The sequence below is a fragment of the Kitasatospora sp. NPDC029312 genome (assembly GCF_055569215.1).
Window position 1 is genome coordinate 135,842 of record NZ_JBVHXY010000011.1, and the last position, 20,267, is coordinate 156,108.

Consider the following 20,267-nt stretch of genomic DNA (forward strand, 5'->3'; position numbering starts at 1 on the left):
TCCGGAGCAACCACGCGTCCTACCAGGATCCGCGTACCCTGGGCTGCGCAACCTGACGTCTCATCAGACGAAAGGATGTCCATTGATCGGCTGGCGGAAGACTCAGCTTGCAGCCGCCGTCACGATCACCGCCGCGTCCATGGTTCTCAGCCTCGGGACCATCGCCGACGCGGCTCCGGCCCAGGATCCGCAGAACGCCCAAGCGGCGTCCGCGGACGGGGCGCCGGCGCCGGTGATCGTGATTTTGAAGGACCAGATAGCGGACGCCCCGGCCGACCACGGCCACCTGGGCGCCCGCCAGCAGAAGGCCGCCGGCTCGCAGGCGCCGCTGCTGCAGACGGTCAAGGCCAACGGCGGCACCGATATCAAGAGCTTCGTGGTCGGCAACGCCTTCTCGGCCACCGTGAGCCCGGCCCTGCGCGCCAAGCTGCAGGCCGACCCGGCGGTCGCCGCCGTGGTGGCGGACACCGCGGTCCAGGTGGCCCCGGTCGCCGCGACCACGGCGAAGAAGGACGCCGAGGCGGCCACGGCCACGTCGGCCAAGACCGGCACCGCTCCGAAGGCCGTTCCGGGCAGCAACGGCCAAGCCGAGGAGAACGCGACCAACGCGGTCTGCCCCTCGGACCCGTCGAAGCCGCTGCTGGAGCCCGAGGGCCTCTATTCGGTGCACGGCGTGAGCGGCAACGGCCAGCCCGGCGCGGCCGACCTCGCCACCGGCAAGGGTGTCAAGGTCGCCTACATCGCCGACGGCCTCGACCCGGACAACCCGGACTTCATCCGGGCCGACGGTTCGCACGCCGTGGTCGACTACCAGGACTTCGCGGGTGACGGCTGGGCCGCACCGACGGGTGCCGCCGAGGCCTTCGGCGACGCCTCTGCGGTCATCGCCCAGGGCCGCCAGACCTACGACGTCTCGCAGTTCGTCAACTCCTCGCACCCGCTGCCGGCCGGCTGCAACATCCGCATCAAGGGCCTCGCCCCGGACGCGGACCTGGTCGCCCTGAAGGCCGGCGGCGAGGTCATGTCGAACTCGTCGATCCTGCAGTCCATCGACTACGCGGTGCGGGTCGCCCACGTCGACGTGCTGAACGAGTCCTTCGGCGGCAACGTCACTCCGGACAGCGGCGCGCACGACACCATCTCGCTCTTCAACGACCAGGCCGTCAAGGCCGGTGTCACCGTCTCCGTCTCCTCCGGTGACGCGGGACTGAGCGGGACCGTCGGCACCCCGGCCACCGACCCGAACGTGATCGCGGTCGGCGCCTCGACGGACAACCAGAACTACCAGCAGACCGGTTACGCGGCCGCCCAGTTCTCCAACAAGACCTGGAGCAACAGCCGCATCTCCGCGCTGTCCTCGGGTGGCTTCACCCAGGCCGGCCGGACCGTCGACCTGGTCGCCCCGGGTGAGTCGGACTGGGCGCTGTGCACCCCCGACACCGCCAAGTACACCGACTGCACCGGCTTCAACGGCAAGCCCTCGCCGATCCAGCCCTTCGGCGGGACCAGCCAGGCCGCCCCGTTCGTCACCGGTGCCGCGGCCCTGGTCATCCAGGCCTACCGCGACACCCACGGCGGCGACTCACCGTCCCCGGCGCTGGTGAAGAGGTTCCTCACCGGTACGGCCACCGACCTCGGCGTCCCGGCCGAGGAGCAGGGCGCCGGTCTGCTGAACGTCCGGGCCGCCGTCGAGGCCGCCCGCGGCTACGACGACGGCGACGGCACCGACGGTGCCAGGACCGTGGTGGTCGACACCGGCCAGCTGACCATCGCCGGCACCCCCGGCTCCACCCACACCGCCGACGTCTCCGTCACCAACACCAGTGACGAGCCGCAGACGGTGAGCGCCGCGACCCGCAGCTTCGCCCCGCTGGCGGACAACCGCCAGACCGTGAAGCTGGACGCGGCCGCCAAGGACACCTTCAAGTACGCCACCAACGGCTCCGACTGGGTGCAGAAGCAGGTCAAGTTCACCGTCCCGGCCGGCGCCGACCGCCTCGCGGCGTCGATCGCCTGGCACGGCGGCCCGAACCCGGTCACCAACGGCCCCGTGGTCCGCATGACGCTGCTCGACCCGTCGGGCCGCTTCGAGACCAACACCCGTCCGCAGGGCGGCGCCACTCCGGCCAACTTCGGCCTGGTGGACGTCCCGCACCCGGTGGCCGGTGAGTGGACCGCGATCCTCTACACCCCGGCGGGCAAGGCCGGCTTCACCGGCGACGTCCAGCTCGGCACCTCCACCCAGCGCGCGGTCCCGGCCGGCGCGGTGAGCCCGAACAGCACCGAGCTGCGGCCCGGTCAGACGAAGACGCTGAAGGTCCAGGTCACCACCCCGGCGACCAGCGGCGACTCGAGCGAGGCGGTCACCGTCTCCAGCGCGAACGGCCACACCACCAGCGTCCCGGTCGTCCTGCGCAGCCTCGTCCCGGTCACCAACGGCACCGGCACCTTCACCGGCACCATCACCGGCGGCAACGGCCGTGGCTCCTCGCCGACGCAGAGCTTCACGTACGGCTTCGACGTGCCGAAGGGCCAGCAGGACGTGCGGGTCGGCGTCACCGTCGCCAAGGACGCCAACCTGCTCATGCAGGGCGCGCTGATCAGCCCGAACGGCACCCCGATCGACATCGAGAGCAACGCGCTGTTCGACGCCCAGGGCAACCTGACCGGTAGCGGCAACGGCGTGTCGGCCACCACCGTCAACCCGGCCGAGGGCCACTGGCGGTTCGTCCTGAACGTCCTCGGCCCGGTCAGCGGCCAGGAGCTCGCCCAGGACTTCGCCGGCACCATCGCGTTCAACCGCGACCAGGCCACCGCGGCCGGTCTGCCGAACGACGGCCGCACCAAGCTGGCGGCCGGCAAGCCGGTCACCGTCCAGGTGAACTACACCAACACCACCGGGGCCACCCAGCGGATCGCCGCCGACGGCCGGCTGGACAAGCGGGTCGACCTGCCGCTGGTGCCGCAGGGCGCCTCGGCCTCCGTCAGCCTGCCGCTGAGCCTCACCTCCTCGGTGCCCGGTTTCCTGGTGCCCCCGGGCACCGACCAGCTCAAGGCCGTGGCGGCGTCCTCGACGCCGGCGCAGCTCGAGCTGAGCGCCACCACCGGCTCGCCGGACGTGTTCGGTGACCTCAAGAAGGCCCAGGACGGCTCGACCATCTCGGTCGTCGCCGACAAGGGCAGCGCCGAGCAGCCGGTCGTCCCTGGCTCCTGGGGCACCTTCCTCCAGCAGATCGGCCCGTTCGGCAACGGCGGGGCGCCGACCGGCACCTCCACCATCACCGCCACCGCGCACACCCTGGCGTTCGACCCGGCGCTGGCCTCCAGCACCGGCGACCCGTACGCCTCCGGTGTCAACGCCTCCGCCCCGGCCGCCAACCCGGTGACCGTCGCGCCCGGCGCCACCGGCTCCCTGCAGGTGACCGTCACCCCGACGGGCCCGAAGGGCAGCACGGTCAAGGGCGTGCTCTACCTGGTGTCCGGCCCGAACTTCGTGCCGACCGCCAACAACGTGGTGGGCACCACCGGTTCGGTGCTCGCCGCGATCCCGTACAGCTACACGGTGAACTGACCTCGAACGGTTCAGCGCAACAGCCTGAGGCCGAGGCCGCCCCGGAACACCGGGGCGGCCTCGGCTGCTTTCCGCGCAGGCCCGAGGTTCCGCACCCGCCCGGCTGGGCAGGGTCGATTCGAACTGACCTTTCGTCTGACCGAACCGGGGAGCGGATGTGAACGACGCGATCAAGCACAGCCACGTCGAGGTGAACGGTGTGCGGCTGCACCTCGCCGAACAGGGCGAGGGACCGCTGGTCCTGCTGCTGCACGGCTTCCCGGAGAGCTGGTACTCCTGGCGGCACCAGTTCGCGCCGCTCGCCGAGGCCGGGTACCGGGTGGTCGCCCCCGACCAGCGCGGGTACGCCCGCAGCTCCCAGCCCGAGGACGTGAACGCCTACTCCCTGCTGCACCTGGTCGGGGACGTGACGGCGCTGATCGGCGCGCTGGGCGAGGAGCGGGCCGTGGTGGTCGGGCACGACTGGGGCGCGCCGGTCGCCTGGGCCACTGCCGCGCTGCGGCCCGACCTGGTGCGCGGGGTGGCCGGACTGAGCGTGCCGCCGCTGCCCACCGGGCCGGGGCCGCTGCAGGCCGCCCGGGAGAACTTCGGCGAGGGCTTCTACCAGATCTACTTCCAGGAGCCGGGCCGCGCCGACGCCGAGTTGGCGGCCGACGTGCGGGCCAGCCTGCGTCGCGTCCTCTGCGGTGTCCAGCCCGACGGCGAGCCGCGGCCCTGGGTCGTCCCCGAGGGCCGCAAGCTGCTGGACACCCTTCCTGAGCCGGAGCGGCTGCCGGACTGGCTGACCGAGGCGGACCTCGACGCGTTCGCGGCCGACTACGCCCTGCACGGTGAGCGGGCCTTCACCGGGGGGCTCAACTGGTACCGCAACATCGACCGGAACCACGAGCTGATGACGGCGTTCGCCGGCCGGCGGATCGACGTGCCCGCGCTGTACGTGGCCGGTGAGCAGGACCTGGTGAACGCGATGATCGCGCCCGAGGTGTTGGCGTACCTGCTGACGGAGCTGACCCCCCGGCTGCACCGGCACGTCCGGCTGCCGGAGACGGGCCACTGGACGCAGCAGGAGCGCCCGGCCGAGGTGACCGAGGCGCTGCTCGACTTCCTGAAGTCCCTGGACTGAGCCGTCCCGGGCGCGTTCGGCGGCGGTCGCCGGACGCGCCCTACACCGGCAGCAGTCGGGCGATCAGCTCGCCGAGCCGGCGGGCGTTGCGGCAGGAGTGCATCTCCACGACGCCCGCGTACGCGAGCGCGGCGGAGTCGCCGGTCGGCCAGAGCGCGGGCGGTTCGGGGTTGAGCCAGAACACCCGCCGGGCCCGGCCGGCGATCCGGCGCAGCGCGTCCGGGTTCGGGTCACGGTGGTGGTTGCGGGCGTCGCCGAGGACCAGCACGCAGGTGCGCGGACCGACGGCGTCCAGGTGGCGGCCGGCGAACTCGCCGAGGGCGGAGCCGTAGTCGCTGTTGCCGTGGTAGCCCGTCACCTTGGCCTCGGTCAGGATCCGGGCGGCCAGCCGGGCCGGGTCGGCGCCGCCCTCCCGCAGCAGCTCCGTCACCTCGGCGGTGCGGTTGACGAAGGCGAACACCCGGACCTTGCTGAACTGCTCGCTCATCGCCCGCACCAGCAGCATCGTGAAGTCGGCGAAGCCCGACACCGAGCCGGACACGTCGCACAGCAGCACCAGCTCCGGCCGGGCCGGGCGGCGCAGCCGGTACGCGGGGCGCAGCGGCACCCCGCCGGTGCCGAGCGAGCGGCGCAGGGTGCGGCGCAGGTCGATCCGCCCGCGGGCGGCGCGGCGGCGCCGGGCGGCCAGCCGGGTGGCCAGCTTGCGGGCCAACGGGTGGACGGTGCGGCGCAGTTCGGCGAGCTGGTCGCGGCCGGCGTAGAGGAAGTCGATCCGGTCGGCGGTGGGGGCGACGGCGCGTTCGGCGATCCGCTCGGCGCCGCGCAGTTCGGCGACCCGGCGGCGGGCCTCGGTGGTGACCAGGGCGCGGAAGGCCTGGATGCGGCGGCGGATCTCATCGGCGAGGACGCGGTCGGCGACGTCGTCCGCTGCTGCGGCTGCCGTGACGTCGTCCGGGGCGGCTTCGCGGAGCGCGGCTTCGCGGAGCGCGGCGAGGATCCGGGCGAGCAGGGTCTCGGGGGAGAGCCGGCCGAGCGCCTGGTGGGCGGACCAGCCGTCCGAGCCGGGCGCGCCGCCGGTGCCGTACCGGCCGAAGGCCTCGACCACCTCGCCGGCCAGTCGGGCCTGGGCGGCCCGGTCGTCGGCGGCCAGGGCGGCGGCGAGGCGTTCGCGCAGCTGCTCGCGCAGCGGGTCGGGGCGGCCGTACCGCGGTGGCTCGGGGTCGGCCGGCACCGGCGGAGGGCCGCTGCGCAGCGCCTCGGGAGTGCCGAGGCCGAGCGGGAAGAACAGGTCGAAGGCGGCGTCGAAGACCGGCCGTTGGCCCTCCGAGCGGAGCAGGGCGGCGGCCAGTCCGGCCCGCATCTGCTCGCGGTCGGCGAAGCCGAGCACGTCCAGCACGGCGGCGGCGTCCACCGTCTCGGCGGGGCCGATCCGCAGGCCGTGCCCGCGCAGGGCGCGGACCAGGCCGGTCAGCCGGGCGGCGGGGTCGGCGGCCTGCGGCGCGGTCATGCGAGGGTGAGCTTCTGGGCGGCCTTCCGGACGTCGTCCTGGTGCTTGAGGATCACCCCGAGGGTGTCCCGGACCACCGCGTCGTCCAGGGTGTCCGCGCCGAGCGCGAGCAGGGTGCGGGCCCAGTCGATGGTCTCGGCGACGGACGGCGCCTTGCGCAGCTCCATCGCCCGCAGCGCGCCGACCACCCGGACCAGGGAGGCGGCCAGGGTGTCGTCCAGGCCGGGCACCTTGAGCCGGACGATCCGGCGCTCCAACTCGGCGTCGGGGTAGTCGAGGTGGAGGAAGAGGCAGCGGCGGCGCAGCGCCTCGGAGAGCTCACGGGTGGCGTTGGAGGTGAGCAGCACGAAGGGGCGGCGGCTCGCGGTGATGGTGCCGAGTTCGGGGACGGTCACCTGGAAGTCGCTGAGCACCTCCAGCAGCAGCGCCTCGACCTCGACGTCCGCCTTGTCCATCTCGTCGATCAGCAGGACGGTGGGGTCCTCGCCGCGGATGGCGGTCAGCAGTGGGCGGGTGAGCAGGAACTCCTCGCCGAAGATATCGGTGCGGGCCTGGTCCCAGCCCTCGTCCCGACCGGCGGTGATTCGCAGCAGCTGCTTGGCGTGGTTCCACTCGTACAGCGCGCGGGCCTCGTCGATGCCCTCGTAGCACTGCAGCCGGACCAGCCGGGCCCGGCCGAGTTCGGCCACCGCCTTGGCGAGTTCGGTCTTGCCGACCCCGGCGGGGCCTTCGACCAGGAGCGGCTTGCCGAGCCGGTCGGCGAGGAAGACGGTGGTGGCCACCGCGGTGGAGGCCAGGTAGCCGGTCGCGGCGAGTCGCTCGGCGGTGTCCGCCACCGATGCGAAGAAGCCCGTGCCGTCGCCGTTCCCGCTGCTGCCGCTGGCCATCTGCCCGCCCCGTTCCGGTTCGCCGTGTCCGTGCGCCGCCACCCTACCGGCCGGTCACTTCCTTGTCCCGGGTCGTCGGGCGGCACGGGCGGCCGTACGGGCGCGGTGCAGCGGTGCAGCGGTGCAGGGGGGCAGTGGTGAGGCGGTGCAGCGGCGCGCGGCGGGCCGGTGCCCGTCGTGCGCCGCCGCCGGGTGTCCCGGGGCCGGTGCGTCAGTTGACGTACAGGACCGGGCTGCCCGCGACCGAACTGTCGGTCACCGGGCCGTAGGTGGCGCTGAAGTAGCCGGTCGAGAAGCACAGGCCCGGTCCGGAGACCAGGGTGAACGGCTGGCCGGAGAACCCGATGGTGTTGCCGGTGTTCGAGGTGGTGCCGGCGATGCCGGTGCTGTTCTGGTAGACGCAGTTGACGCTGCCCAGGATGGTGTTGAGCACGACGGTGGTGCCCATCGCGCCGGCCGCGCCGGGGGTGAGCGAGACGGGGTTGCCGGGGGCGTCGCTGACCGTGTTGGTGAACGGCAGGTTGGTCACGGTGATGCTGCGCACGCCCGTGACGCCGAGGACGTTGGAGGTGCAGGAGCCGAAGGTCTGGGCGTTGAGCCGTTCGACCGCGCTGCCGGGGGCACTGGGGTTGGACGTGACGGTCGCGGAGAAGGAGGAGGCGGCGCACTTGATGCCGCTCGTCCCGGAGGCGCTGTTGTAGAAGGTGGCGTAGCTGCCGGAGGCCAGGTTCGCGGTGAGGGTGTCGCCGACGGAGACGGCCGGCCCGGAGGGGCTGCCGGTGGTCAGGACGGCGGTGTCGGCCGCCTGGGCCGGAGCCACGGCGGCGCCGGTGAGGGCGATGGCGGCGAGGGATGCGGCTGCGAGGGTGCGACGGATGCGCATGAGGGTGTGCCTCTCTCCGTCCGGGGACGGTGGGGGAATCCCGGCGTGCGGGTGTGGTGGTGTGCACGACGGGGGAGGTGATGGCGTACCGAGGGGCTCCGCGGACCGCGGGTACGGGCGGGCCCGGCGCCACGGGCCCGCCGGTGCGGTACGGCGGTGTTCGGGAACGGCGGTGCGCGGTACGACGGTTCGGTGCACAGCGGTACGAAGCTGCATCGGTGCGGACGCGCGGTGCTGTGGGGGTGCACGTCGGCGGCTGCCGCCGCCGCGGGCCCGGGGCCGTCGGAGTCCCTGGAGGCCGGCCGGTGGTGGCCTGCTCACCCACCGGTTGGAAACCTGGCAGTTTTGTAACCCCCGCGCTCCGTCAATGTCAATACAGTCCACAGGAGTTGGTGATGGATCCCAAGCACCTTCGGGCCGCCGAGGTGGTCCTGCTGCCGGGTGCCCGGACCGGCCGGGATCCGGCCAGGTCGATCAAGCCGGGCCCGCGCCGGCTGCCCGCCGGAGTGGTCGCCGCCACCCAGCGCGAACGCCTGCTGGACGGGCTGGTCCGCACGGTCGCCGAACGCGGATACCAGCACGCCACGGTGAGCGACATCTGCCGCGCGGCCGGTGTGACCAGGCCGGTCTTCTACGAGCTGTTCAGCGGCAAGGAGGACGCCTTCCTGGCCGCGCACCGGTACGGCACCGGGGTGGTGCTCCGGCGGATGGCGGCGGCGTTCGCGGCCGAATCCGACTGGTGCGCCGGGATCCGCCGGGCGCTCGACGCCATGCTGCAACTGCTGGCCGGAACACCGTCGTTCGCATCCATGGCGGTGATCGAGATCGAGGCGGTCGGTCCGGCGGGGCGTTGTGAGCGGGACCAACTCCTCAACCGGTTCCGGGCGTTCTTTGCGGAGGTTCCTCAACTGCCGGGCGGCGTCGAGGTGGAGGAGATGGTGGACGCCGTGGTGGGCGGCGTCTACAGCGCGCTCTACCGGCGGATCTCCTCCGGCCGTACCGACCGGCTTCCGGAGCTCCTGCCGGTGCTGAGCATGTTCTGCCTGGCGCCGTTCCTCGGTCCGGCGGAGGCGGCCCGGCGGCTCGGAGCCGGGATTCGTGAAGATCCTTCGTGCACCTCTATTGACCGGGCCAATACCGGGCAGTAGCTTCCCAGTTACTCATCGCGCTCCGACCGGTCCCGCCCCGCTGCCGAGGGGCGGACGGATCCGGCCGGGGACGCCCGACGCTGTCCGCGCCAGGGCAACGTGCCAGTGCCTGCACACCCATCCACCCACAGGGAGCACACATGGCCATGTCCGAGGACGCCGCCGCCGCGGCGGAAACCCCGCAACCGCCGACCGGGTCGAGAAGAGGCCGGGTACGGCTGAAGCGCTCCGCCCTGATGGCCGTCCCGGCCATCGTGGCCGGGGGCGTCCTGATGACCCTCACCGCTCAGGGCGTGCTCGCCGCCCAGTTCTCCATCTCCGGCATGCCGTTCACGATCACCGCGGACAAGCTCGACGGACAGGGCTTCGCGCAGTTCGGTGCCCTGGACTCGATGATCCCCGACAGCCCCAACGCGGGCTCCACCGGCGGCCAGGTGCTGGTCGCGGTGTCGGCGATCAAGCAGGCCCAGATCACCAACCTGTGCCAGAGCGTCGACCTCGGCGGCATCAACCTGGTGATCCACGCCGGCGACGGCGGCACCCCCGTGTCGGCCACCGACCTCACCACCGACTCCGACCTGCTGTCCGGCGACGCGGAGTTCAACAACATCGAGATCGGCGGCGACGCCAGCACGTACACCAAGGCCGGCCCGGCCGGCAAGGGCAACCCGGGCGTCTTCGGCCAGCAGGCCGACACCGTCCAGTTGACCCACCTCAAGCAGCACAACTACGCGAGCACCGCCGCCGGGTTCAAACTGCCCAACCTGCGGCTCAGCTTCAGCTCCACGGGCTGCTGAGCATGGCGGGGTCCGTACCGGAGCCGACCGGAACCGGCGAGGGCGGCGTGCCGCGGACGGAGGGGGTGGCGGCCGAGGGGACGGCCGCCGCGCCTGCCGCGGGCACGCCCCCGCCCGCCGCTCCGGCAGCCGTCGCCCCGGCCCCGGCCCCGCCCGCCGCGGGCCCGGTCCGGCGCGACTGGCGGGGCAGACGGCCGTTCTGGGGCGGGCTGCTGGTGACGCTCGGCGGCGCCGAGATCCTGTTCACGCTCTGGGCCCCGCTGCCAGTCCTCCTGCACATCGGGATGGCGGGACTGTCGGGGTACCTGGTCCCGGTGGTGATGGTGCTGTGCGGCCTGCTGATCCTGTTCAACCCGGGGCAGCGGCTGTTCTACTCCATCCTCGCGGTGCTCGCCTCGCTGGCCAGCTGGGTGACCTCCAACCTGGGCGGCTTCCTGATGGGGATGCTGCTGGGCGTGGTGGGTGCCTGCCTGACCTTCGGCTGGCTGCCCGACCAGCCGCTGCGCCGCGGGCGCCGGCGGCGGGAGGACCGGCGCGCGCAACGCCGGGCGGCGGCGGGGGTCTGACGGTCCGAGCCGCGACCGGGTGATCAGCGGCCGGAGCCCGTCGGCCGGGGATGAAACGGCGGCGCCCCGCGCCCTGGTGATGGGAGAGCACCAGGGCGCGGGGCGGTCCGTCCGGCGGCCGGGCGGGCGGCCGGTCCGGCGGTCGGTCGGTCAGATGGTCGAGGCGTCGATCACGAAGCGGAACCGGACGTCGCCGTCCACCAGCCGCCGGAAGGCCTCGTTGATCTGGTCGGCCCGGATCAGCTCGATCTCCGCCGCGATCCCGTGCTCGCCGCAGAAGTCCAGCATCTCCTGGGTCTCCGGCAGTCCGCCGATCATCGAACCGGCCAGCGAACGGCGGCCGGCGGCCAGCGGGAACGGGTGCAGCGTGACCGGCTTCTCCGGCATGCCGACCTGCACCAGGGTGCCGTCGGTGCGCAGCAGGCCGATGTAGGCGCTCAGGTCGAGGTCGGCGGAGACGGTGTTGACGATCAGGTCGAAGCTGCCCGCCAGCTCCGTGAAGGTCGCCGGGTCGGAGGTGGCCCGGTAGTCGTCGGCGCCGAGCTTGAGGCCGTCCTCGCGCTTGCGCAGCGACTGGCTGAGCACGGTGACCTCCGCGCCCATCGCGTGGGCGAGCTTCACGCCCATGTGGCCGAGGCCGCCGAGGCCCACGATCGCCACCTTCTTGCCAGGGCCGGCACCCCAGTGCGCCAGCGGCGAGTACAGCGTGATGCCCGCGCACAGCAGCGGCGCGGCGGCGTCCAGCGGCAGGCTGTCGGGGATGCCCAGCGCGTACGCCTCGTCCACCACCAGCTCCGCCGAGTAGCCGCCGTAGGTCGGCAGCCCGTCCTTGCCCATGCCGTTGTAGGTGAGGACGGCCCCGCCGGCGCAGTACTGCTGGAGGCCGGCCTTGCAGTTGTCGCACTCCCGACAGCTGTCGACGAAGCAGCCGACCCCGACCCGGTCTCCGACCTTCCAGCGGGTCACGCCCGAGCCGATCTCGCTGACCACGCCGGCGATCTCGTGGCCCGGGACCATCGGGAAGATCCCGGTGCCCCAGTCCTCGCCCACCTGGTGGAGGTCCGAGTGGCAGATGCCGGAGTACTTGATGTCGATCACGATGTCGTGCTCGCCGACGGCCCGGCGGGTGATGGTGGTCTTCGCCAGCGGGGCGTCCGGCCGCTGCGCCGCGTAGGCGGCGACGGTGCGGGTGGCGGTGCCCCGGGTGTTCTCGTTCGTCTCGTTGGCCATGACCCCAGCCTGCGGCGGCGCCGGAAGGCCAACCAGACCAGAGATCGTCGTACGAAGCCGGGTCGTACGAAGACCGCGCGTACGAAGACCGCGCGTACGAAGACGGCGCGTACGAAGCCCCTACGTACGAAGCCCGCGCGTACGACGGCGGAACGTACGACCGGCGAACGTACGCCTGGCAGTGTCACCCTCCCGCGCGCCCGGGCGCACCGGATCGCCCGCATACTGCAGTCATGGACCAGCGCACCGAACTCAGCGAGTTCCTCCGCTCCCGCCGCGCCCGGCTGCGGCCCGAGGACGTGGGCCTTCCGGACACCACCACCCGCCGACGGGTGCCCGGACTGCGCCGCGAGGAGCTGGCCCAGCTGGCCGGAGTCAGCACCGCCTACTACACCCGGCTCGAGCAGGGCCACGGGGAGAACGTGTCCGCCGCCGTCCTGGACGCCATCGCCCGGGTGCTGCGGCTCAGCCCCGCCGAGCGCGACCACCTCGGCCGGCTCACCAAGCCCGCCCGCCGCCGGGCCGGCCGGGCCGGGGCGCGCTCCCAGCGGGTCCGCCCCGCGCTGCAACAGCTGCTGGACGCGATGGAGGGCGTGCCCGCGTACGTGCTCGGGCGGCGGCTCGACGTCATCGCCTGGAACCGGCTCGGCACCGCCTTGCTCGGCGACTTCGCCGCCATGGCGCCCGAGCAGCGCAACATGGCCTGGCACGTCTTCCTCGACCCGGCCGCCCGCGAGCTCTACGAGGACTGGGAGACCAAGGCCACCGACGTGGTCGGCATCCTGCGCCTGGACGCCGGGCGCGACCCGGACGACCCCAGGCTCGCCTCGCTGATCGGCGAACTCTCCGTCAAGAGCGACGACTTCCGCCGCCTGTGGGCCACCCACCAGATCCAGGACAAGGGCCACGGCACCAAGCACCTCCACCACCCGGTGGTCGGCCGGCTCACCCTGCAGTACGAGACGCTGCGCCCGGCCGGGGACGGCGACCAGGTGCTGGTCACCTACCACGCCGAGCCGGGCTCCCCCTCCGCCGAGTCCCTCCGGCTGCTGGCGAGTTGGGCCGCCACCGAGCGGCGGGCGGAGTCCGGGGACGCACCCGAGCGGACGGCCGACCAGAGCCGGTAGGTCCGTCGGGGGGAGGGCCGATGGTCCCGGGTCCGCCCGGGGCGATCGGCCCTTCCGAGCGCCGGCGGGCGGCAGTTGACTGGGCAGCGTCATGGACCACACCAGCAGCAGGACCACCGCCGAGTGCGACCGGCTGATCGCCCGCCACCACGCGATGCGACTGCGGCGCCGACTCCTCACGCCCGGCCCGCCGCCGACGCGCCCCGACCTCGCCGTCCTCCGGGTGCGCACCGCGGAGCCCTACCCCTACCGCGCCGGGCAGTACGGCACCGTCGAACACCCGGCGCTGCCGCACAGCTGGCGGCAGTGCCCGATGAGCCACGCACCTTGCGGCGACGGCGAGTTGGAGTTCCACGTCCGCCGCACCCGCCCCGACGGCGTCAGCACGGCCCTGGTGGACCGCACTGCCGTCGGCGACCGGCTGCGCCTCGGCCCGCCGCGCGCCGGCCTGCTGCCGAGGAGGACGCCCGCGAGCACCACGCCGGGTGATCGAGCCCGCCGGACGCTCCTGCCGTGCCGCCGCGCGGCCTCGACCTACCGGCCGGTATCGTCAGGGGCTCGGAACGGGTGGTCACCCGCCGCGAGGCGGGCGGAGCAGAGGGAACGGGTCAGGGCGGATGGAGTTTCGGGAAGACATCCTGGGTGCCCCCTACGAGGCGGCCGAGCTGGAGCTGCGGCCGGACACCGAAGGGGCGGTCTGCGCGACGCTGGTCCGCCGGGCGGTACCGGGGACGGACCGGGCGGTCCTCTACATCCACGGGTACAACGACTACTTCTTCCAGACCAATCTGGCCGACCACTACGCGGCCCTCGGCTTCTCCTTCTACGCCCTCGACCTGCGCAAGTACGGTCGCTCGCTGCGGACCCACCAGTCGCCGAACTTCGTCCGCGACCTCGCCGAGTACGACGAGGAGATCGACGAGGCGGTACGGATCATCCGGGAGGTGGACGGGCACCGGCAGCTGCTGGTGAACGGCCACTCGACCGGCGGGCTGGTGGCCGCGCTGTGGGCGGGGCGCCGGGCCGGGCGGGGTCTGGTGGACGGGCTGTTCCTGAACAGCCCGTTCCTGTCGATGCCGACCGGGCCGGCCGTCCGTGCCGCCGGCGGCCCGGTGGTGACGGCCCTCGGGCGGCTGGCACCGACCCGGATCCTGCCGTCCGCGCTGAACCCGCACTACACCCACAGCCTCCACAAGGACCACCGGGGCGAATGGGACTTCGACCTCACCCTCAAGCGCGCCGAGGGCTTCCCGCTGTTCGCGGGCTGGCTGTCGGCGATCCACCAGGGCCACCGGCGGCTGCGGCACGGGCTGGGAATCGACGTACCGGTGCTGCTGATGGCCTCGACGAAGTCCATCGCCACCACCAAGTGGCACACCGCCCTGCACCACGCCGACGCCGTGCTGCGCGCCGACGACATCGCCGCCCAGGGGCCGAAGCTCGGCCGGCACGTCACCATCGTGCGGATCGAGGGCGGCATGCACGACCTGGTGCTCTCCGGCGAGGAGGCTCGCACCCAGGTGTTCGCCGAGCTGGACCGCTGGCTGGCCGCGTACCTGGACGTCCGGCCGGTGGGGGAGACCGCGTGACGCAGGAGCCGGTGCCGGTCGGGCGGCGGACCGACCTCGGCTTCGCGAAGCTGATGCCGGACCTCGACCGGGACGGCGGCTGGCTGCTGACGCTCGACGGCACCCCGCAGTCGTACGTCGACCTCGCCGACCCCACCCACCTCGAGTTCGAGTACACCCGCCGCCTCGGCCACCTCGCCGACACCCTCGCCCCGGCCGGGCAGCCGCTGGACGTGCTGCACCTCGGCGGCGGCGCGCTGACGCTGCCGCGCTACCTGGCCGCCACCCGGCCGGGCTCCCGGCAGCGGGTGGTGGAGGTGGACGGGCCGCTGCTCGACCTGGTCGCCGAGCACCTGCCCTGGCAGGGCCCCGGGGCGGACATCTCCGCGTCGGTGGGCGACGCCCGGGAGGCACTGGCCGCGATCCCGGCGGACAGCCAGGACCTGGTGATCGCGGACGTCTTCCACGGCTCCCGCACCCCGGCCCACCTCACCTCGGTGGAGTTCCTGCGGCTGGCCGCGACCGCGCTCCGCGAGGGCGGCTGCTACGCCGCCAACCTGGCGGACGGCCCGCCGCTCTCCTTCGCCAGGGCGCAGGCGGCGACGGTGCGGGTGGTGTTCCCGTACGTCTGCCTGGTGGCGGAGGCCCCGGTGCTGCGCGGGCGCCGGTACGGCAACGTCCTGCTGGCCGGCTCGACGGCGCCGCTGCCGGTCACGGAGCTGAGCCGGCTGCTGGCGGGGGACGTGTTCCCGGCCCGGCTCACGGCGGGCGAGGACCTGGCCGCGCTGGTCGGCCGGACCGAGCCGGTCACAGACGCCGACGCCACCGACTCCCCGCCTCCGCCGGACGGCGCCTTCAGCGTCGGCTGAAGCGGCGGGTTGAAGCGGCGGGTTGAAGCGAGTGGTCCAAGCGGCGGGGCCGAAGCGTCGGCCGAGCCGCGCGTCGCCCCGGTGACCGTCGGGCTCGGGGTGTCAGAATCGGCGGGTTCATGCCGGGGCTATCCACGAAGGAGTCTGTATGAGCGGCGGCGGCGAACGGCCCGAGCTGGACCAGGTGCCGGAGACGGCGCTGTGGACGCTGTGGCACCGGGCGCTGGAGGCGCGCCGGCCGGACACCGTCCTGCCCGACCCGAAGGCGGTCGAACTGGTCGACCGGATCGACTTCCCCTTCGCCGAGCGGTTCGGCACCAGCGCCACCCAGGGCCAGCTCCAGGCCCTGCGCGCCGCCTGTTTCGACCGCGAGGTGGAGGACTTCCTGGCCCGGGAGCCGCGCGGCACCGTGGTCTGCCTCGGGGACGGCCTGGAGACCCAGTACTGGCGGGTCGACAACGGGCGGGCCCACTGGCTGAGCGTGGACCTGCCCGACTCGGTGGCGCTGCGCGAGGAACTGCTGCCGCCCGGCCCGCGCCAGCGCTACCTGGCGGCCGACGCCACCGAACTGGGCTGGGCCGACGAGGTGGACCGCACCCGAGAGGTGCTGATCATTGCCCAGGGCCTGCTGATGTACCTGCCGCCGGCCCGGGTGAAGGCCCTGATCGCCGCCTGTGCGGAACGGTTCCCGGGAGGTTCGCTCGTGCTGGACACCGTGCCGCGCTGGTTCAGCCGGCTCACCCTGGACGGAAAGGTGCGCTTCCACGGCTACCAGGCGCCGCCGATGCCGTGGGCGATGGACGCCGGTGAGCGGGACAAGCTCCGCACCGCCGGCCCGGCGGTGACGTCCGTGCGCGACGTCCGGCCCACCGGCGGACGCGGCCTCGTCGGCGCCCTGCTGCCGCTCGCCCTGACCATCCCGCCGGTGGCCACCTGCCGTCCCTCCGTCACCGCCCTGACCTTCGCCGAGCGCTCCGAGCAGCCTCAGCCGCAGCCATAGCCGGGCCGCCGGCGGGGTTCCGCGCGCCACCACCGCCCGGCGTCGGATCGAATGGATCAAGCAGAGCCCGCCCGTCGCCGCCCCGCGTTTTACCGAATCTTGAAGAAACGCTGGTCGGCCATGCAACCATGGGCGCGGGGCGCACGTCGTAACCAGCGGTGATCGGCCGGGGGGACAGGCCGCCCGGCACGTTAGGCTGCGCCTCCGGGGACCCGGGGGGACTCGGGGGAGCGGCCTGGTGCCGCCATCGGACAACTGCCGGGGCGGCAGCCGGCTCCAGCACGAACCGGCGCCCGTTCCGACCTGCCACGGAGGTACTGGCCTTGCACATCGACGCCTGGATCGAGAGCGTCCCGCCCACGGCGGTGTACGCCCTCATCGGCCTGATCATCGGCATCGAGTCCCTGGGCATCCCGCTGCCCGGTGAGATCGCCCTGGTCACGGCGTCCCTGATGGCGGTCAAGGGCGTGGTGAGCCCCTGGGGGATCGCGGCCTGCGCGATCGCGGGCGCGATCATCGGCGACTCGATCGGCTACTCGATCGGCCGCAAGGGGGGCAAGCCGCTCTTCGAGAAGCTGGGCCGCAAGTTCCCCAAGCACTTCGGGCCCTCGCACCTGGCGACCGCCGAGCGCTCCTTCCAGAAGTGGGGCATGTGGGCGGTCTTCTTCGGCCGCTTCATCGCGCTGCTGCGCATCTTCGCCGGTCCGCTGGCGGGCGCACTGAAGATGCCGTACTGGAAGTTCCTGATCGCCAACGTGCTGGGCGGCGTCATCTGGGCCGGTGGCACGACGCTGCTGGTCTTCAAGGTGGGCAAGGCGATCGAGCCGTGGCTGTCCCGGTTCTCCTGGGCGGGCCTGGCCGCGGCCGTCGTGGTCGGCGCCACCTCGGCCTGGCTGATGAAGCGTCGCGCGGCGAAGACCCACGCCAGGATCGAGGCGGAGGAGGCGGAGGAGGCGGCCGAGGCCGCCCGGACCCCCGAGGCCGCAGGGACCGCCGGGGCCGTGAAGACTCCTGTCGCCGAGTAACGGTAGGTAGCGGTACCGCGGCACGGCGTTGTCGGGCCCCCGGAGTAGCATCGGCTCGAACCTGCCGGTCTTGCACCTCTGGAGGGCCCGATGACGCAGCCGAAGCAGCCGACGCAGCAGTCCACGTGGGACGCCGTGGACGCCTACTTCTCCGAGCAGTTGGTCGGGCACGACCCGGCACTGGAGGCCGCGACCGCCGCCGCCGACGCGGCCGGTCTCCCCAGGATCGCCGTGGCCCCCAACCAGGGCAAGCTGCTCCACCTGCTGGCGCTCACCCAGGGCGCGCGCCGGATTCTGGAGGTCGGCACGCTCGGCGGCTACAGCGCCATCTGGCTGGCCCGGGCGCTGCCGGCGGACGGCACGCTGATCTCCCTGGAACTCGACCCCAAGCACGCCGAGGTGGCGCGCGGGAATCTGGCCCGGGCCGGCCTGGACAAGGTCGCCGAGGTCCGTCAGGGCCGGGCCGCCGACTCGCTGGCCGCGCTGGTGGAGCAGGGCGAGGAGCCCTTCGACCTGGTCTTCATCGACGCCGACAAGCCGAGCAACCCCGAGTACTTCCGCCGGGCGCTCCAGCTGACCCGCCCCGGCTCGCTGATCATCGTCGACAACGTGGTGCGCGGCGGCGCGATCGCCGATGCGGACAGCACCGACCCGGCGATCGTGGCCACCCGCGCCCTGCACGAGCTGATCGCGGCCGAGCCGAGGGTCACCGCGACCTCGGTACAGACGGTCGGCAGCAAGGGCTACGACGGCTTCACGCTGGCCCGCGTGCAGGGCTGAACCGGGGAAAGCGCCACACCGCGACACCGCGACAAGCCGAACAAGAACGAGCCGAACAAGAACGGACGGAGACATCGTGCGGATCGGACTGCTGGGCACCGGCCCCTGGGCGGAGCGGGTGCACGCACCCGCCCTGGCGGAGCACCCCGGGCTGGAGTTCACCGGTGTCTGGGGCCGCCGGGCGGAGGCGGCCGAGGCGCTGGGCGCGGCGCACGGCGTGCCCGGGTACGCCGACCTCGACCGGCTGCTCGCCGAGGTGGACGCCGTCTCCATCGCACTGCCCCCGTCCGTCCAGGCCGGCCTGGCGGTGCGGGCCGCCGAGGCCGGTTGCCACCTGCTGCTGGACAAGCCGGTCGCGTTCACCGTGCCGGACGCCCGCGCGGTGGCCGAGGCGGTGCGGGAGCACAAGGTCGCCTCGGTGGTGTTCTTCACGGTGCGCTTCGGCGGTGAGCAGATCCCGTGGATCGAGCGCCACGCCGAGCTGGGCGGCTGGTTCACCGGCCGCTCGGACTGGCTCGGCTCGGTGTTCGCTCCCGGCAGCACCAGCCCGTACGCGGACTCGCCGTGGCGCCGGGAGAAGGGCTCGCTGTGGGACGTCGGCCCGCACGCGCTGTCCGTGCTGCTGCCGGTGCTGGGCGAGGCGACGGAGGTGACGGCGGTCGCCGGGCCGCTGGACACCGTGCACCTGGTGCTGCGGCACGCCGGCGGCGCGTCCAGCACCCTCGCGCTCAGCCTGACCGCCCCGAGGGCGGGCGGCGGCGTCGCGATGGAGCTGCGCGGCGAGCACGGCGTGGCGCAGCTGCCCGAGCGCGGCGAGAGCCCGACGACCGCCCTGCACCGCGCCCTGGACGCCCTGCTGTCCTCGGCCGCCACCGGCGAGCCCCACCCCTGCGGCGCGGACTTCGGGCTGCGCGTGGTGGAGGTCCTGGCCGCCGCGGAACGCTCGCTGGCCGGTGGCGGCCCGGTGGCGGTCTGAGCCCGCCGTGGGAAGGCGACCGGGCGGTGGCCGGCCGGCGGCGGTGGCCAGGCCGGTCAGGCTGCCGGCAGTTCGGGCCCCGCGTCCGGTCGGCGGTCGGTGGGCCGGGCCGGCGGGATGACCGGGGCGTGGAAGTCGCGCGGGCCGGTCCACAGGGCGGGGACGGCGTCGCTGCGGCGGGCCAGTTCGTAGGCCAATGACTCGTAGTTGACCCGCCAGCCGTGGAAGTGCTTCCAGGCGTCCTCGACCGGGCGTTCGCGGGGGAAGCCGGCGGCGGTGATCATGGCGACGGCGGCCAGGTACTCGGCGTAGCTGAGGCGGATCGGGGTGGCCGGGTCCGGGTCGGCGTCGAAGTGGACGTGCAGGGACCGGCCGATGTCGCGCATGGCCGTGAAGCCGGCCCGGAGCACCAGGCGGGCCTCGGCGGGGGCCGAGCGCGGGCAGAGGGCGAGGTGGAGGGCGGCGGCGTCCATCACCGCGATCAGGCCGACCACCCAGCTGCGGTTGGGCTGCGGGGAGCGGAAGGACAGCAGCACCGGGTAGTTGGAGTGGCTCTCGCCGATGTCGGCGGCCAGCCGCTCCCAGTCCCGGTAGAGCTGGGGCAGGGCCGTCTCGGTGTCCACCAGGGATTGCCGGGCCAGCAGTTCCGGGCCCCAGGCGGGTTCGCCGGCCCGGGACTGCAGGAGCGTCACCTCGGTCTCGCGGCGCTGGTAGGCGGCGTAGAGGGTGGGCAGGTAGGCGATCTGCAGAGCGATCACCAGCGGGCCGCTGGCGGCGGCCATGAAGTCGATCGCGGACAGCTGCAGCCGCTCGCCGCTGGCGTAGCCGAGGGTGAAGAGGCTGGATCCGGCCTCGCGGATGGACGTCGACCAGCTGAGTCCGGACGTGCCGTGCAGCAGCAGGGTATAGGCGATCAGCATCCCGCTGAGCCACACCCCGAGCATGCCGAGCAGCACCAGCGGTGCCAGCCAGGTCAGGGCGCGGTCCTGCGCCCGGTAGGTGCCGAACGGCGCGGCCCAGACGCGCAGCGCGGTGCGCAGCACCCGCCAGAGCCGGTGCACCAGCGCCGAGTAGAGCCCGCGGGGGACGACCAGGGTGCGCAGGATGCTGCCGACGACCACCAGCAGGACGAACGCGCCGATCAGCGTGTGGATCAACCTCATGGACGCCATTCTGGCGGTCGCGGGCAGTGGTGGTGCGGCCGGGCGCC

General features: G+C 73.5%; 17 protein-coding genes. 12 read left to right on the forward strand and 5 right to left on the reverse strand.

The features are described from left to right. The first annotated feature begins 139 nt into the window (after positions 1-139). Positions 140-3,571 carry a S8 family serine peptidase gene (locus tag ACZ4WV_RS12225; protein WP_465745524.1) on the forward strand — a complete coding sequence of 1,144 codons (3,432 nt, stop codon included), beginning with the start codon at positions 140-142 and terminating at the stop codon, positions 3,569-3,571. 157 nt (positions 3,572-3,728) lie between these two features. Then, the gene (locus tag ACZ4WV_RS12230; RefSeq protein WP_465745526.1) at positions 3,729-4,694 is read left to right on the forward strand and encodes an alpha/beta fold hydrolase; all 966 of its coding nucleotides are present in this window, start codon (positions 3,729-3,731) and stop codon (positions 4,692-4,694) included. A 40-nt stretch (positions 4,695-4,734) separates the two neighbouring features. Here ACZ4WV_RS12230 and ACZ4WV_RS12235 read toward each other — a convergent pair whose 3' ends face one another. From ACZ4WV_RS12235 to ACZ4WV_RS12245, 3 genes are all read right to left on the reverse strand, one after another. Beyond that, positions 4,735-6,201, reverse strand: a complete 1,467-nt coding sequence (locus ACZ4WV_RS12235; RefSeq protein WP_465745528.1) for a VWA domain-containing protein — start codon at positions 6,199-6,201, stop codon at positions 4,735-4,737. After that, positions 6,198-7,088 carry an AAA family ATPase gene (locus ACZ4WV_RS12240; protein WP_465745530.1) on the reverse strand — a complete coding sequence of 297 codons (891 nt, stop codon included), beginning with the start codon at positions 7,086-7,088 and terminating at the stop codon, positions 6,198-6,200. The genes ACZ4WV_RS12235 and ACZ4WV_RS12240 overlap by 4 nt, the downstream gene beginning before the upstream one ends. A 211-nt stretch (positions 7,089-7,299) precedes the next feature. After that, a complete protein-coding gene (locus tag ACZ4WV_RS12245; RefSeq protein ID WP_465745532.1) occupies positions 7,300-7,971 on the reverse strand; it encodes a Tat pathway signal sequence domain protein in 672 nt (223 codons plus the stop codon). 395 nt (positions 7,972-8,366) lie between these two features. Here ACZ4WV_RS12245 and ACZ4WV_RS12250 point away from each other — a divergent pair, with 395 nt between their 5' ends. The 3 genes from ACZ4WV_RS12250 to ACZ4WV_RS12260 all read left to right on the forward strand — a co-directional run bounded on the left by ACZ4WV_RS12250 (position 8,367) and on the right by ACZ4WV_RS12260 (position 10,482). Continuing rightward, positions 8,367-9,119: a TetR/AcrR family transcriptional regulator gene (locus ACZ4WV_RS12250; RefSeq protein ID WP_465745534.1), complete on the forward strand. Its 753-nt coding sequence runs from the start codon at positions 8,367-8,369 to the stop codon at positions 9,117-9,119. Positions 9,120-9,259: 140 nt separating this feature from the next. Next, positions 9,260-9,916 carry a DUF6230 family protein gene (locus tag ACZ4WV_RS12255; protein ID WP_465745536.1) on the forward strand — a complete coding sequence of 219 codons (657 nt, stop codon included), beginning with the start codon at positions 9,260-9,262 and terminating at the stop codon, positions 9,914-9,916. A gap of 65 nt (positions 9,917-9,981) precedes the next feature. Next, a complete protein-coding gene (locus tag ACZ4WV_RS12260; RefSeq protein ID WP_465745607.1) occupies positions 9,982-10,482 on the forward strand; it encodes a DUF6114 domain-containing protein in 501 nt (166 codons plus the stop codon). A gap of 150 nt (positions 10,483-10,632) precedes the next feature. Here the strand turns inward: ACZ4WV_RS12260 and ACZ4WV_RS12265 are convergent, their stop codons facing one another. After that, positions 10,633-11,712 carry an NAD(P)-dependent alcohol dehydrogenase gene (locus ACZ4WV_RS12265; protein WP_465745538.1) on the reverse strand — a complete coding sequence of 360 codons (1,080 nt, stop codon included), beginning with the start codon at positions 11,710-11,712 and terminating at the stop codon, positions 10,633-10,635. 233 nt (positions 11,713-11,945) lie between these two features. On the opposite strand from ACZ4WV_RS12265, the gene ACZ4WV_RS12270 reads away from it, so the two are divergent. The 7 genes from ACZ4WV_RS12270 to ACZ4WV_RS12300 all read left to right on the forward strand — a co-directional run bounded on the left by ACZ4WV_RS12270 (position 11,946) and on the right by ACZ4WV_RS12300 (position 19,057). Beyond that, positions 11,946-12,839 (forward strand): helix-turn-helix domain-containing protein, encoded by an 894-nt coding sequence (locus ACZ4WV_RS12270; RefSeq protein WP_465745541.1) that lies wholly within the window; start codon positions 11,946-11,948, stop codon positions 12,837-12,839. Between the two features lie 617 nt (positions 12,840-13,456). Next, on the forward strand, positions 13,457-14,428 hold the full coding sequence (locus ACZ4WV_RS12275) for an alpha/beta hydrolase (protein WP_465745543.1): 972 nt from the start codon (positions 13,457-13,459) through the stop codon (positions 14,426-14,428). A gap of 53 nt (positions 14,429-14,481) precedes the next feature. Further along, complete coding sequence (locus tag ACZ4WV_RS12280; RefSeq protein WP_465745608.1) at positions 14,482-15,276, forward strand: spermidine synthase; 795 nt, start codon at positions 14,482-14,484, stop codon at positions 15,274-15,276. A 148-nt stretch (positions 15,277-15,424) separates the two neighbouring features. After that, positions 15,425-16,276, forward strand: a complete 852-nt coding sequence (locus ACZ4WV_RS12285; protein ID WP_465745545.1) for a class I SAM-dependent methyltransferase — start codon at positions 15,425-15,427, stop codon at positions 16,274-16,276. A gap of 323 nt (positions 16,277-16,599) precedes the next feature. Then, positions 16,600-17,301, forward strand: a complete 702-nt coding sequence (locus ACZ4WV_RS12290) for a DedA family protein (RefSeq protein ID WP_465745547.1) — start codon at positions 16,600-16,602, stop codon at positions 17,299-17,301. Between the two features lie 90 nt (positions 17,302-17,391). Continuing rightward, on the forward strand, positions 17,392-18,081 hold the full coding sequence (locus ACZ4WV_RS12295; protein ID WP_465745549.1) for an O-methyltransferase: 690 nt from the start codon (positions 17,392-17,394) through the stop codon (positions 18,079-18,081). Positions 18,082-18,157: 76 nt separating this feature from the next. Then, positions 18,158-19,057, forward strand: coding sequence for a Gfo/Idh/MocA family protein (locus ACZ4WV_RS12300; RefSeq protein WP_465745552.1), 900 nt, complete (start codon positions 18,158-18,160; stop codon positions 19,055-19,057). Positions 19,058-19,113: 56 nt separating this feature from the next. Here the strand turns inward: ACZ4WV_RS12300 and ACZ4WV_RS12305 are convergent, their stop codons facing one another. Continuing rightward, positions 19,114-20,220, reverse strand: a complete 1,107-nt coding sequence (locus ACZ4WV_RS12305; protein ID WP_465745554.1) for a hypothetical protein — start codon at positions 20,218-20,220, stop codon at positions 19,114-19,116. Between the last annotated feature and the right edge of the window lie 47 nt (positions 20,221-20,267).